Genomic DNA, 12687 nt, shown 5'->3' with positions numbered 1-12687 from the left:
GCTCCCGGCCCGCCGGGCCGGGACGCCCGACGATGGAGAAACCCGTGACCCGTACACCGACCCGCTCGGCCCGCCGCCACCGGTTCCTGATGTGCCGACCGACCTACTTCACCGTCGACTACGCCATCAACCCGTGGATGGACCCCGGTCGGGCGGTGGACCCGGGACGGGCGCTGCACCAGTGGGGGCGGCTGCGGGCGCTGTACCACTCGCTCGGGCACACCGTCGAGCTGGTCGAGCCGGTGCCCGGGTTGCCCGACATGGTGTTCACGGCGAACGCGGCCGCGGTTGTGGACGGGCGGGTGCTGGTCGCCCGATTCCGGCACCCGCAGCGCTCACCCGAGTCCGTCGCGTTCCACCGCTGGTTCGCCGCCCGGCCGTTCACCGGCCTGGGCTTCGCCACCCGGGTCAGCGAGGGACAGGGCGACCTGCTGACGGCCGGCCGCCTGCTGCTCGCGGGCACCGGCTTCCGTACCGAGCCGGCCGCCCACGCCGAGGCCCGCACGCTGTTCGGGCGACCCGTGGTGACCCTGCGCCTGGTGGACCCCCGGTTCTACCACCTCGACACCGCCCTCACGGTGCTGGACGACACCGAGGTCATGTACTACCCCGACGCCTTCGACCGCGAGGCGCGAACCGTGCTGCGCCGACTGTTCCCGACCGCGCTGCTGGCCACGGCGGCGGAGGCCGAGTCCTTCGCACTCAACGCCGTGTCGGACGGCCGGAACGTGCTGCTCCCGCGCACCGCGGACCGGCTCGCCGGCCTGCTGTCGGCACGCGGTTTCCGACCGATCGGCGTGGACGTGTCGGAGTTCCACAAGGCTGGTGGCGGCGCCAAGTGCTGCACCCTCGACCTGCACGGCGGCATTCCTGCAAGGAGCTGAAACCATGCCCACACCACCCGCAGCCGCCACCGAGGTCGTGCCCGGGTCCGGTGCACCGCCGCTGCCCCCGCCGCGCGGCCCCCACTCCGCCGCCGTGTGCGCGCTGCTGCGCTCCGGGCCGCCGGGGGCGGGCCGGCTGCCCGACCTTCCGGACGGCGAGCGGACCGACACCTGGGGCGAGGACGTCCAGCTCGCGCTCCAGCTCTGCTACGAGCTGCACTACCGCGGCTTTCGCGGCGTGCCGCCCGAGTGGGAGTGGGACCTCGAACTGCTGGGACTGCGCCATAGGCTGGAATGTGACTGGCTCGCCGCGCTGCGCACCGCCACCGAGCCGGCCGAACCACTCGACGTCCTGCTCGACCGGCTGCTGACCGAGCCCCGCGACGGCAGCGGCCCCTCGCACTTCCTGCTCGCCGAGGGCGAGCGCTGGCAGGCCCGCGAGTACCTGGCACTGCGCTCGCTCTACCACCTCAAGGAGGCCGACCCGCAGGCGTGGGTCATCCCGCGCCTGCACGGCGCAGCCCAAGCAGCCTTCCTTGCCGTCGAGTTCGACGAGTACGGCGCAGGCCGGGCGGAGCGCGCGCACGCCCGCCTGTTCGCCGAGATGATGGCCGACTTCGGCCTCGCCCCGAGCTACGGCCGCTACCTGGATGCCGCACCCGCCCAGGCGCTGGCGGTGGTCAACCTGATGTCGCTCTTCGGCCTGCACCGGGCCCTGCGCGGCGCCTTGGTCGGGCAGTTCGCGGCCGTGGAGATCAGCTCCTCACCGGGCTCGGCGCGGCTCGCGGCGGCCTTCGAGCGGCTCGGCGCGGGGGAGGCCGGCACGCGGTTCTACCGCGAGCACGTGGAGGCCGATGCCGTCCACGAGCAGGTGGTCCGGCACGACGTTATCGGCGCCCTGCTGCGCGAGGAGCCGGAACTCGCACCGGACATCGCGTTCGGCGTCGCGGCGACGGGGGTCGTCGAGGACCGGTTCACCGAGCACCTGCTCGGCTGCTGGCGGGCCGGGCGGAGCTCACTGCGCACCGGCCGAGCCCTCGCCCGTTGAGGCCCGCCGGCACGGCCGGTGACGGCGGTGGCTGGTGTCACAGAACGGGTACTGCCGGCTGCGCCGACAGGCGCACAGCGCGACCACGGGGCGGTCGCACCGCACCGTCGACCCGTCTGGCAGCAGCACCTCCACCGGCCCCTCGACCAGCACCGGCCCGCCGTCGACCACCCGCACCCGGCGAGGCTCCCGGTCAGCCCGGCGCGGTTCGCGGTCAGCTGGCCCGGACACCGCGGACCACCACCAGTTCCTCGTCCCGCTGCCCGGGCGCGATCAGGCCGGACCGCTCGAACCAGCCCGCGCGGGCCGACATCACTGGGCCGAACGGCTGTCGCCGCCGGGCCACCACGTGTGCGACCACGTCGGCTCGGGCCAGCGCGGTCAGTGTCGCCGCGACGTCGGAGATCGCGGACTGGACCACCAGCAGCACGCCGCCCGGCCGCAGCACGTGCGGCGCCTGCGCACAGAGGCGGTCCAGCAGCAGCCGCCCGTCCGGCCCGGCGTCCCAGGCCCGGGCGATCCCGTGCCGCGGCGCGGCCGCCCGCCTCACCGGGACGTACGGCGGATTGCTCACCACCAGGTCGAAATGCTCGTCCGCCACCGGCGCGGTCAGATCGCCGTGGCGCAGCCGGAGCCGACATCCCTGCCGCCGCGCGTTGAGCCAGGCACAGGCCAGCGCACACCACGAGATGTCCACTGCCGTGGCCCGCGCTCCGAGTCGCGCTGCGGCGACGGCCAACGCACCGCAGCCGGTGCCGAGGTCGAGCAGGTCGACACCCGGGCCCAGCGGCTCGCGCAGCAGGCACTCCAGCAGCAGCCCGGTGTCACCCTGCGCGGGGTAGACGCCGGGCAGCCGCAGCGAGGTGTCCAGCGCGCGCGACGGCGTCGGCGCAGTCGTCGGCACTTTCCGACAGGGAGTGGTGAATCCTGAGGGGCCGCTCATCGGGCAAGTCCTTCCAACGCTGTCCCCCTCGAACCCGCGTCTGCCCCTGGCCGCCCCGCGAAAACGGCTGCGACTTGTTTCGCCGCCGCCGTGCCGGTCAGACGCTCGGTTCCAGGAGCGCTCCATGCCCGCGCCGCGGCTGGTCACCAGCGATCCGCATCGCCCCGGTTGCGGCTTCGCCTACCGCGACGCGGCAGGCGCCGCGATCAGCGATCCGGACACCCTCGCGCGGGTGTGGGCTCTGGTGATACCGCCGGCCTGGCGCGAGGTCTGGATCTGCCCGCATCCGCGCGGGCACCTACAGGCCACCGGGACGGACGTGGCCGGCCGGCGCCAGTGCCTGTGCCACCTGGACTTCCGCGCCCGGCAGGAGGCGGCCAAGCACGCCCAGGTGCCGGCCATCGCGCCCCGGCCGCCCCGACTGCGCCGCCGCGTCGAGCACGACCTGGCCCGGCGCGGCCTGCCGCCCGAGCGGGTCCTGGCCTGCGCCGCCCGCCTACTCGACCTGGGCTTCTTCCGGGCCGGCGCACCGGCGTGAGCTGTCATACGGAGCGGGTTTCCCGATCGGCGGCAGCAAGCGGGCGTGGCGGCCGTGCAGTGGGCGCAGGCGGCCCGTAGCGTCGAGGAGTGGCGAACGAGGCCTTACCAGAGAGCGGAGGCGGTTGATGCCGGCGGCGGCGTTGTTCGATGTCGACGGGACCCTGCTCGACACCAGCTACTGGCACACCGTCGCCTGGACGGAGGCGCTCGCCCAGTTCGGCCACACGCCGGCGATGGCGCGCATCCACGGGGCGATCGGCATGGGCGGTGACCAGCTCCTGGACCACCTGCTCGGCGAGGACCGCGACCACGGCGAGGACGAGGCGATCGACGCGGCGCACCAGGCGCTGTTCGCCCGGATCTGGCCCAGCCTGCGGGCCTTCGACGGCGCCGGCGACCTGCTGCGGACGCTGAAGCGGCGCGGCTGGACCATCGTCCTCGCCTCCTCCGCCTCCGCCCGGGACTTGGCGGTGATGCGCCGGATCTTGGACGCGGACGACGCGATTGAAGCGGCGACCAGTGCGGACGATGTGGATGCCAGCAAGCCCGCCCCCGACCTCGTCCATGCCGCGCTGGCCAAGGCCGGCGTCAGACCGGAGCAGGCGCTGTTCGTCGGCGACACCATCTGGGACGTGCAGGCCGCTGCGCAAGCGAAGGTGCCGTGTATCGCGGTGCTGTCCGGCGGCTTCGGCGAGCGGGCCCTGCGTGCGGCCGGCGCCCTCGAGGTCCATGCTGGCGTCGCCGAGCTCCTCGCCCGCCTGGACGCCAGCGCGCTCGCGGACCCGGCCCGCTACGCACCCGGCCCCGGGTAGCCGCAGCAGCCCGCCGCGCCATGCCCACCACTGTTTCCACGCCGCTCTCCGATCCGACCGCCGACCTGGGTCTGTACGGGGCTGCGGGTGATCTGGCCACCCAGGAAGGCGCCGAGACGGCGGCGCGGGCCTGCGCACGAGGGCGGGACGCCGACGGTGGCGGCACCTCAGGCGGCCCGTAGCCTTTAGAAGATGTTATGCCCGATCGATGCGTAACGTCCTCCGCCGGCCAGAGGATCGACTGTCCATCTCGCCCGCATCTGTCCCCTGAAGCCCGTCTGGTTTGAAGAGGTCACGGAATCGCCGGCTCAGCGCGGAAGGCGTGGTCGATGTTCTCCTCGACCCAGCTGCGCAGGTGGTTGAGCGGGACGGCGGCGCTGCGGCCGAGGTCGGTGAGTGCGTACTCGACGTGCAGCGGTACGGCGGGGTACACGGTGCGGTCGAGGATGCCGACGTCCTCCAGGCGGCGCAGGGTTTGGGTGAGCACCTTGGGACTGACGCCCTGGAGCTTGCGCTGGAGTTCGCCGAACCGCTGGGGCCCCTCTTCGAGGGCGCCGATGGCGAGGGCGGACCACTTGTTCGCGAGCAGGTCGAGCAGGGCGCGGCAGGGGCACTGGGCGGTGTAGACGTCGTGGTGCGAGTGCTGGCCGCTGGGGCAGGTGGTCGTCATTCTCCCTCTTCTCACCAGGTTACTTCCCAATGGGAAGGACTAGACCTTGCAGGTAACTATACCCCCGGGGATAGCGTCGTCGACGTCACGGGGGAGGCCGCCAAAGGCCTCCCTGAGAACGGCGTTTGAGGAGATGACACATGTCCACGGAGTCGATGCGTGCGGTGGTGCAGAACGGTTTCGGCGGCCCGGAGGTGCTGCGGGTCCAGGAGATGGCGCGCCCGGTGCCGCTGCCCACCGAGGTGCTGGTGCGGGTGCACGCGGCCGGGGTCAACCCGGTGGACTGGAAGACCCGCGGCGGCACGGGCATGGCCGGCCTGCTGGGTGAGCCGCCGTTCACCCTGGGCTGGGACGTGTCCGGTGTGGTGGAGGAGGTCGGCTTCGGTGTGACCACGCTGAAGGTCGGCGACGAGGTGTACGGCATGCCGTGGTTCCCGCGCGTCGCGAACGCCTACGCCGAGTACGTGACCGCCCCGGCCCGCCAGTGGGCCCGCAAGCCCGCCACTCTCGACCACGTGCACGCCGCCGCCGTGCCGCTCGCGGCGCTGACCGCCTGGCAGGCCCTCGTCGACACCGCCCACGTGCAGCCCGGCCAGCGGGTCCTGGTCACCGCCGCCGCCGGCGGGGTCGGCCACTTCGCGGTCCAGTTCGCCCGCCACCTGGGCGCGCACGTGATCGCCACCGCCAGTGCCGCCCGCCACCCCTGGCTCAAGGAACTCGGCGCCGACGAGGCCGTCGACTACACCGCCACCCGCTTCGAGGACGCCACCAAGGACGTCGACGTCGTCATCGACCTGGTCGGCGACGCCCACGACAACACCAGCACCCGCTCGCTGAAGGTGCTGCGCCCGGGCGGCCTGCTGGTCGCCGTCCCGCAGGGTGTCTCCCCGGAGCTGGCGCAGGCAGCCGAGGTGGCCGGTGTCCGGGTGACCCCGTTCCTGGTCGAGCCGGACGGCCCGGCGCTGACGGCGATCGCCGGGCTGATCGACGCCGGTGAGGTCGCCGTCGAGGTGGAGGAGACCTTCCCGCTGGAGCAGGCCGGCGCGGCCCACGCCCGCGGAGAGGCCGGCCGCACCCGCGGCAAGCTCGTCCTCGCCGTCGCCAACTGATCACCGCTGCAAGGAATTCGGAGCATCAGCATGTACTACGAGATCCGCCGCTACCAGGCGCAGCCCGGACGTCGTGACGAGTGGGTGCGTTACATGGAGGACGTGGTCATCCCGTTCCAGGCCTCGCTGGGCATGGACGTGACCGCCTCCTTCGTCGACGCCCAGGACGAGGACGGCTATGTGTGGATCCGCCGGTTCGAGGACGAGGCCCACAGCGAGGCCCTGTACGCGGCCGTCTACCAGCACGACCGCTGGAAGAACGAGATCGGCCCGGTGGTCCACGGCCTGCTGATCCCCGAGAAGTCCGTCGTCACCCGCGTCACCCCCACCCCGTCCTCACCGCTGCGGTAGCCCGGCCAGGACGCCGCGTCCGCCACCGCACCACCAGATTCGCCGAGTCCAAGGAAGACCTTCATGAGCACCGACACGCTCCAAAAGTCCGTCCCCAACGCCACGATCAGCCAGGCTGGCGCTGGCGCACTCATCGCGGCGGTACGCGCGGCCGCCGCCCGGATCGGCTTCACGGCCGCCGTCGCCGTCACCGACCAGGGCGGACACCTGAAGGCGTTCGACCGCGCCGACGACGCACCGTTCCTCACCGCCGAAGTCGCGCTCGACAAGGCCTGGACCGCTGCCTCCTTCCACACCCCGACCCATGCGTGGAACGACTACCTGGCCGACCCGCGCATCGCACCGCTCGGCGGCCACCCCCGCCTGATGGCCGTCGGCGGCGGCTACCCGATCATCGACAACGGCCGCTGCGTCGGAGGGCTCGGCATCTCCGGTGGCAGCTACGAGCAGGACCAGCAGGCCGCCGAGGAGGCGCTGACCGCCCTCGGGTTCGAGCTGCCCGCCAACTGACCGGCCGTCGGGGACCGCTCGTCGGGGGCGGGGCCGCCCAGGGACGGCCATTCCTGTCAGTCGGGAGCGGCCACCCAGGTGGTGAGGGTCCAACGCCACCCCCCGTTGACTGGCGGAATGAACCTCAAGCAGGGCATGACGACGACCGCCGGTGAGTGTACGCAGACGGAGGAGCCGACCCCCGACGCACGGTGGTGCACCGGGCGGTCCGCGCCGCCTCCCGGCCGGACCGTGGAGGCGCGGCCCGGTCCTCACGGCGCTGGCGCCCGCGCGTTCGCCGGTCTCACCGCACGGATGCGTTCGGTCCAGGACACGGCCGGGGACGGCTTCGGCTTCAGCTACCCGGCGTCCTTCCCGGTGGTGCGGATCGACCAGGTCCTGGTCCGCGGCGTGACGGCGACGAGCTCCCGGGTCCTGCCGGACACCGGCAGCGACCACCTGCCGGTGGCGGCGGGCATCAGGTGGCGAGGACCTTCGGGACCTCGGCGGCGATGGCGCGGTGGATGCGGGCGACTGCCTCCTGCTCGTCCCGGGGCGTCTCGACGCAGACGACCGAGAGTCCCGGGGCGAGGCTCGCCGCGAGGGCGCGGCACGCGTGGTCCACGGCGGCGACGGCGTGGGTGGGGGCGGCCTGCGGGCCGGTGAGGAAGGACAGGTGACCGGCGGCGCGGCGGACGAGGGCGCGCTGCCAGGACTCCCACGGGTCGTCGTGGCCGAGGTCCGGCTCGCCCGGGTGGTCCGGCCACGGCTCCAGCGGTTTTGCGAGCCGCCGAGAGACGGCCGCGACGGCCGCGCGCACGTCGGGCTTCGGGTCGTACAGGTGGGCCGCCTCCCGGACGGCGGCGAGTGCGATGCGGACGGCGAGTGGGCGGTCGTCGGCGGCGAGGTCGGCGACGTGCCGGAGCAGCCGGCGACGGGAACTCGGCGGTTCCGCAGGGGAGTCGGTGGGATCGAGGCGCATCGCGCGGGCCGCGGCCTCGTCGATCGGCTCGCCGGGACGTAGGAACGGCAGCAGGGGGCGAGCCCGGTGCCCCAACTCCGCGGCCACGTGCAGGCATCGGGCCCGGCGCTGGTCCTCGGCGGTCGTGTCGGAGATTGCCTGACGGAGCATCAAGAGCGCCTGTTGCTCGTCGTGCTGGGCGAGGGCGCGGATGACGTCCGGAAGGTTCACGTCTTCCCGTCCGCCCTCGGCGCGCAGCGCGGTGGCGGCCTCGGTGTCGGGCCCCGGCACCCGGCCGAGCGCGTGGACGCAGTACCGCCGCACGAGGAGCAGCGGATCGCCCAGCCCGGCGAGGGCCGCCGCGCGCGCCGAAGTGGGCAGCGGGCCGTCGAGGCGGGAGAGGGCCTGGGCGGCGTGGATGCGTACGCGCTCCTCCTGGCCGGGGTGCAGGCGTTCGGCCACGGCGGCGACGGCGAGTGCGGTGGCGCGCGGGCGCAGCGGGCCCGAGAGGTGGAAGAGCAGGGCGGACGCGGCCCTCGGGCTGGCCGTGCGGAGCGCCGCCAGCACGGCCGGGACGGCGCACGTGGGCACGGGCCGGATCCGGGCGAGCGCGTCGACGCAGCCGGCGACCACCCGCATCCGGCCCCGGTCCGGCCGGGGCGGGTGGGCGGTGAGCGCCTCCACCAGCGCGGGCACGGCCGCGAGTCCCGCCTCGACGAGGGCGTCGATGGCCTCGGCCGGGCGGTCCGTCGTCTCCGGCAGCCAGTTGGGCTCCAGGCGCCACTCGGTGAGTGCGGAGCCGTCGGCGGACCCGAGCCGGTGACTCGGAGCGGAGTAGAACACCTTGGCCAGCAGGGCCGTCCACTCCCGTACGGGCCGTCCCCGGACGAGCCGGCCGGTGCGGGTCAGTGCGTCGTCGAGACGGCGGAGGGACGGGAGGCTGTCGGGCCGCGCGGCGTGGCGCAGGCGCGCGAGTTCGGTGGTGGGCACGGCTCCCTCTGTACCGTGCCCCGACCGTGCGTCACAAGTGAGTTCCGGTGCGCCCGGTGCCTCAGCCGCTGACCCCGACGGCGTGCCGGAAGCGGGTCCGGGTCGCCGTCCCGTTCTACTGCCAGTCGTTCCCGATGGCCGGCTCCGTCCTCGCCAGCCCCGAGCTGCTCGCCGCCCACCGCCGCAAGCTCGGCGACGCCGGCCCGCACCAGGTCGGCACCCGCCTCGCCGGGTACCTGGCGGCCGAACAGCGACTCGGCCGAGTCTCGGCCGCCCTCGACCCGCACGCGGCGGCGGTGCTCCTGATCGGCGCGTGCTTCCACCGGGCGTTCCTGGAGGTCTTCTACGCCGACGAAGCCCCGCCCGGGGTACTGCTCCCGCCCACGACGGACGAGTTCGCGACGGAATCGGTCCGCGCCCTCCTCGACGGCCTCACCCCGCGGGCCTGAGTCCCGCAGGCCTGATCGCCGGTCTCACGCCAGCGTCTCGCACAGGTTCTCCACCTGGTGCTGCTCCAGCACCTGCGGCTGCCCGTCCGGGTGGACCAGCAGCGTCACACCGCCGCTGAACAGGAAGTCGCCGGGCGCGTGGTACGGGTTCCCGGCGCGGACCCGCGCCGAGATGTGCGAGTTCTTCGGGATCAGCCACAGGACGCTGTGGTCGGGCAGCTCGTACTCGGTGGCCTTGCCGCTCTGGTCGCGGTCGACGCTGCGCCCGCTGTCCACGTCGGTGTAGCGCAGCACGAGCGGGCCGCGCCACAGCACCTCCGCCGGCGAGCCGTCGGGGTAGCGCGCGGCCACCTTGGTCTCCTCGCCCTCCACCAGCACTCCGATGTGCAGGTGGAACGGGCAGAGCGCGCCGGCCGGGAAGTCCGCGTCCCCGCTCTTGTACGGCTGCCACCCGTCGCCACCGCCCGTGTGGGCCTGGGCAGTCGGCGCCGCGGCCAGCAGTGCCGCGGCCATCGCGGCGGCGACGACGAACGGTCGGGCCCGGCACAGGGACATGGCGGGCCTCCTGGCGGACGGTGGAAGAGAGTGTGCGCCCCCTCCCCTATGGGGGGCGCGATGGCTATCGTCGAACGGTGGACGCGACACCCGCGACGCTTTCGGCTGGGGCCGAAACCTCGCTGGCGACCGGCGACTTGCCGGAACACCCGACGCCACAGGGGAGGAACGGTGCTGCGCATCCACTTCACCGCCGAGGACCTGCTCGGCGTCCGCTTCGCCGACGGACCCGCCCCGCTCCTGGAGCTCGGGCTCGCCGTGGCGATGCTCCAACGCCGCGACGGCGGACCGGTGTTCGCCCGCTGGCGCCGCTCGCTGAGCACGCCCCGGATCCGGGCCGCCGTCGCCCCGCTGCGGCAACTGGTGCCGCCCACCGGCGCGGGGCCGCTCTTCCTCGACCCGCCCAGCGAGGACCTCGACCAGGGCCTCGAAGCCGTCCGCAGCTCGACCGCGACGCTCGTGCACCGCGAGCTGACCCGCGTCACCACCGCCGGACTGCCCGCCACCACCCTGCTGTGCCACCTCGCCGACCAGGACCGGGACGCATGGCAGTACCTGGAGCGCGCGATGCGCGCCGCCTACCCGGACCTGGTCGGCACCGCCTGGCCGCGCCTGCGGGCCGGCTTCGACACCGACCTCGCGTGGCGCGCCCGGGTCCAGCGCGAGCACGGCCTGCGCGGGATGCTGGCCGGGCTCCTCCCGGGCAGCCGGTGGCGCGGCAGCACCCTGGATATCCCGTCCTCGCGCGAGTCGGACGTCCGGCCGGACGGCGCCGGACTGGTGCTGATGCCCTCCGCGCAGTGGGCCGGAGGGCCGCTGGTCGGGCCGTACCCGCACGGCCTGGTGCTGGTCTACCCGGCTGTCACCCCGCTGCCGCTCCTCGCCGGGTCCGGGCCGCCGGACGGCCCGCAGGACGACCCGATCGCCGCCCTGCTGGGCCGCACCCGCGCGGCCGTGCTGCGCCTGGCCGACCGCGAGCCGACCACCAGCCAGCTCGCCGAGGAGCTCGGCATCAGCCTCGCGTCCGCCTCCGAGCACGCCCGCGCGCTGCGCCGCGCCGGACTGGTCACCACCGTCCGGAGCGGCCGCGCGGTCCGCCACAGCCGGACGGGGCTGGGCCACCGGCTGCTCGCACCTTGACCGGGCGTCAGGCCTGGCAGATCCCGCGCGCGTAGTCGACCGTCGCGGCGGCCTGCGAGTACTGCCACTGCGGCGAGAGCAGCTGCGCGTCGAGCTGACCGGCGGCCGTGCGGTCCTCGACGACGTACCCGAAGTCCTGGAGCCAGGCCGGGTAGAGGTTCTTGGAGCCGATGTAGAAGGCCGAGCCGTCGACCGAGACGAGCTTGTGGTGCAGGGCGTACGGGTGGCCGTCGGCCCAGGTCGCGGCGGGGGTGGCGCGGAAGCTCGCGAGCTGGAGGTTGCGGCACATCGCGGTCCGCGCCTGCGCCTGGTCGCCGAGGCGGGCGGTCAGGCGGGCCTTGAGCACGTCGCTGATCTCGCTCAGCGACTTGATCTGCGAGTAGCCGCCGCTGCCCACCGTGCCGCGGTTGGCCGGGTCGCTGACGACGATGCGCACCTTGACGCCGTCGGCCATCTTGGCGGCGAGCAGGTCGTAGAGCCGGGCGTCGTAGTGGGGCATGGGCGGGCAGGTGCCGTTGAGGTCCTGCTGGGAGATTTCGATGTGGCTGCCGGCGGCGGCGACCAGCGCCCGCAGGGCGTTCTCCTCCGGGTTGACCGTCTCGTAGTTGCGGTCGCTGTTGGTGTTGTCGTGCAGGCCGATCGGGCCGCACTTCACGTCGGAGGGGTTCGGGACGTCCTTCGGCCGGTACGCGGAGGTCGGGTCGAAGTCGCGGATGCCGACGCCGAGGCCGCCGACGGCGATCACGGGGACGTTGCCGGTCGTGGGCGCGTCCTTGGCGGCCGGGTTGGACCGCTGTTCCAGGTCGGGGGTGCACGGGGCGCCGTTGGTGGAGGCGAACCACGCGGCGGAGAACGTGCCGGTGTTGCGGCAGGTCCAGTTCCACAGGGTGTCCAGGTAGGCCCCGGCGGAGGCGGCGGCGGGGCCGTTCAGCGCGAGGTCGACGTCCGAGACCGGGTGGTCGGTGTCGAGGTAGTCCTTCTTCCAGTTGTTGATGCCGCCGGTGATGACGCTCTGGCCGTCGACGACGAGCAGCTTGGAGTGGTTCCAGGAGAAGGAGGTCTTCGACGTGGTCATCGAGGCGACTTCGAGCGTGACGGCCGACGCGGCGTCACCGAGCCTGGCCACCAGCTCGTCCCGGTACTTCGACGGGACGGCGCTGATGTTCAGCAGCGGCGCGGCGCCGGCCAGGATCCGCACGTGCGGCCGGTTCCCGGCGGCGACGGAGGCCTTGAGGCCGGCGGCGATGGCGTCCTGGAACGCGCCGTCCGGGAAGGGTGCGAGGGTCGAGATGTCGACGGTGCGGGTGGCGCGGGAGATGTTCTCGCGCATCTTGTCGAGCAGGCGGCGGGTGCCCGGCCGGTCGGTGCAGGACGGGTCGCCCCAGCAGCCGGGGGTCTGGAGCAGCCAGGCGCCCGGGTCGTCGGCCGGGGCGTCGAGCCGGTTGCCGGCGGTCCGCTGCCAGACCGATCCGTCGAGGCCGGGGGAGACCTGGCGCAGCGTCGCCTCGACGGCGTCGAGGTACGGGGTGGCGCCGGGCTGCGCGGGGGTCGGCGCAGGGGCGGGGGCCGGGGCCGCCGTCGCGGGGGTCGCGGTCAGCACGCCGAGGGCGGCGGTGAGCGCGAGCGCCGAGACGGCGGTGCGGCGGCGGGAGGCGGCGGCACGGTTGTGGTGGTGCATGTGCAAGTCCTTCACGAGGGTCCGGGGATTGTTCACCCGATCGGCCCCTTAAAATTACCTTAAGGTAA

The 12687-nt window shown here is 73.9% G+C and carries 16 protein-coding genes and 1 pseudogene; 11 read left to right on the top strand and 6 right to left on the bottom strand.

Going from position 1 to position 12687, the window contains the following annotated elements; translation table 11 throughout:
• Window positions 1–32 precede the first annotated feature (32 nt).
• Together ddaH and ACWCXH_RS32110 are read left to right on the top strand one after the other, a co-directional pair.
• The gene (gene ddaH, locus ACWCXH_RS32115) at window positions 33–884 is read left to right on the top strand and encodes a dimethylargininase (protein WP_449805017.1); all 852 of its coding nucleotides are present in this window, start codon (window positions 33–35) and stop codon (window positions 882–884) included.
• A 4-nt stretch (window positions 885–888) separates the two neighbouring features.
• Complete coding sequence (locus tag ACWCXH_RS32110) at window positions 889–1932, top strand: iron-containing redox enzyme family protein (protein ID WP_449805016.1); 1044 nt, start codon at window positions 889–891, stop codon at window positions 1930–1932.
• Here the strand turns inward: ACWCXH_RS32110 and ACWCXH_RS32105 are convergent.
• Together ACWCXH_RS32105 and ACWCXH_RS32100 are read right to left on the bottom strand one after the other, a co-directional pair.
• A complete protein-coding gene (locus tag ACWCXH_RS32105; protein ID WP_449805044.1) occupies window positions 1900–2085 on the bottom strand; it encodes a CDGSH iron-sulfur domain-containing protein in 186 nt (61 codons plus the stop codon). The genes ACWCXH_RS32110 and ACWCXH_RS32105 overlap by 33 nt on opposite strands.
• Window positions 2086–2146: 61 nt before the next feature.
• Window positions 2147–2875, bottom strand: a complete 729-nt coding sequence (locus ACWCXH_RS32100) for a HemK2/MTQ2 family protein methyltransferase (RefSeq protein WP_449805015.1) — start codon at window positions 2873–2875, stop codon at window positions 2147–2149.
• Window positions 2876–2999: 124 nt separating this feature from the next.
• Between ACWCXH_RS32100 and ACWCXH_RS32095 the strand changes: the two genes are divergently transcribed.
• The 3 genes from ACWCXH_RS32095 to ACWCXH_RS32085 all read left to right on the top strand — a co-directional run bounded on the left by ACWCXH_RS32095 (window position 3000) and on the right by ACWCXH_RS32085 (window position 4409).
• Complete coding sequence (locus ACWCXH_RS32095) at window positions 3000–3413, top strand: hypothetical protein (RefSeq protein WP_449805014.1); 414 nt, start codon at window positions 3000–3002, stop codon at window positions 3411–3413.
• Window positions 3414–3540: 127 nt separating this feature from the next.
• Window positions 3541–4227 (top strand): HAD family hydrolase, encoded by a 687-nt coding sequence (locus ACWCXH_RS32090; protein ID WP_449805013.1) that lies wholly within the window; start codon window positions 3541–3543, stop codon window positions 4225–4227.
• A 20-nt stretch (window positions 4228–4247) separates the two neighbouring features.
• On the top strand, window positions 4248–4409 hold the full coding sequence (locus tag ACWCXH_RS32085) for a hypothetical protein (RefSeq protein WP_449805012.1): 162 nt from the start codon (window positions 4248–4250) through the stop codon (window positions 4407–4409).
• A gap of 110 nt (window positions 4410–4519) precedes the next feature.
• On the opposite strand, the gene ACWCXH_RS32080 is transcribed toward ACWCXH_RS32085, so the two are convergent.
• Window positions 4520–4897 (bottom strand): winged helix-turn-helix transcriptional regulator, encoded by a 378-nt coding sequence (locus tag ACWCXH_RS32080; RefSeq protein ID WP_449805011.1) that lies wholly within the window; start codon window positions 4895–4897, stop codon window positions 4520–4522.
• Between the two features lie 140 nt (window positions 4898–5037).
• Between ACWCXH_RS32080 and ACWCXH_RS32075 the strand changes: the two genes are divergently transcribed.
• The 4 genes and pseudogenes from ACWCXH_RS32075 to ACWCXH_RS32060 form a co-directional block, all read left to right on the top strand.
• Entirely contained in the window at window positions 5038–6006 is a 969-nt protein-coding gene (locus ACWCXH_RS32075) for an NADP-dependent oxidoreductase (protein ID WP_449805010.1), read from the top strand.
• A 30-nt stretch (window positions 6007–6036) separates the two neighbouring features.
• Complete coding sequence (locus tag ACWCXH_RS32070) at window positions 6037–6357, top strand: NIPSNAP family protein (RefSeq protein ID WP_449805009.1); 321 nt, start codon at window positions 6037–6039, stop codon at window positions 6355–6357.
• 63 nt (window positions 6358–6420) lie between these two features.
• Window positions 6421–6867, top strand: a complete 447-nt coding sequence (locus ACWCXH_RS32065) for a GlcG/HbpS family heme-binding protein (protein ID WP_449805008.1) — start codon at window positions 6421–6423, stop codon at window positions 6865–6867.
• Window positions 6868–7134: 267 nt separating this feature from the next.
• Window positions 7135–7332 (top strand): annotated as a pseudogene (locus ACWCXH_RS32060) (hypothetical protein); the annotation flags it as partial.
• Here ACWCXH_RS32060 and ACWCXH_RS32055 read toward each other — a convergent pair.
• Window positions 7325–8797, bottom strand: coding sequence for a hypothetical protein (locus tag ACWCXH_RS32055; RefSeq protein ID WP_449805007.1), 1473 nt, complete (start codon window positions 8795–8797; stop codon window positions 7325–7327). The pseudogene ACWCXH_RS32060 and the gene ACWCXH_RS32055 overlap by 8 nt on opposite strands.
• A gap of 56 nt (window positions 8798–8853) precedes the next feature.
• On the opposite strand from ACWCXH_RS32055, the gene ACWCXH_RS32050 reads away from it, so the two are divergent.
• Window positions 8854–9246 carry a TetR/AcrR family transcriptional regulator C-terminal domain-containing protein gene (locus ACWCXH_RS32050; protein ID WP_449805006.1) on the top strand — a complete coding sequence of 131 codons (393 nt, stop codon included), beginning with the start codon at window positions 8854–8856 and terminating at the stop codon, window positions 9244–9246.
• 24 nt (window positions 9247–9270) lie between these two features.
• Here ACWCXH_RS32050 and ACWCXH_RS32045 read toward each other — a convergent pair whose 3' ends face one another.
• Window positions 9271–9801, bottom strand: a complete 531-nt coding sequence (locus ACWCXH_RS32045) for a hypothetical protein (protein ID WP_449805005.1) — start codon at window positions 9799–9801, stop codon at window positions 9271–9273.
• 171 nt (window positions 9802–9972) lie between these two features.
• Here ACWCXH_RS32045 and ACWCXH_RS32040 point away from each other — a divergent pair, with 171 nt between their 5' ends.
• The gene (locus ACWCXH_RS32040; RefSeq protein ID WP_449805004.1) at window positions 9973–10941 is read left to right on the top strand and encodes an ArsR/SmtB family transcription factor; all 969 of its coding nucleotides are present in this window, start codon (window positions 9973–9975) and stop codon (window positions 10939–10941) included.
• Between the two features lie 7 nt (window positions 10942–10948).
• On the opposite strand, the gene ACWCXH_RS32035 is transcribed toward ACWCXH_RS32040, so the two are convergent.
• The gene (locus ACWCXH_RS32035) at window positions 10949–12619 is read right to left on the bottom strand and encodes a phospholipase D-like domain-containing protein (RefSeq protein ID WP_449805003.1); all 1671 of its coding nucleotides are present in this window, start codon (window positions 12617–12619) and stop codon (window positions 10949–10951) included.
• Window positions 12620–12687: the final 68 nt, after the last annotated feature.

The sequence above is a fragment of the Kitasatospora sp. NPDC001660 genome (assembly GCF_053596725.1).
The sequence above is the reverse complement of the archived record's forward strand: the minus strand, read 5'-3'. Positions and strand labels throughout refer to the sequence as shown.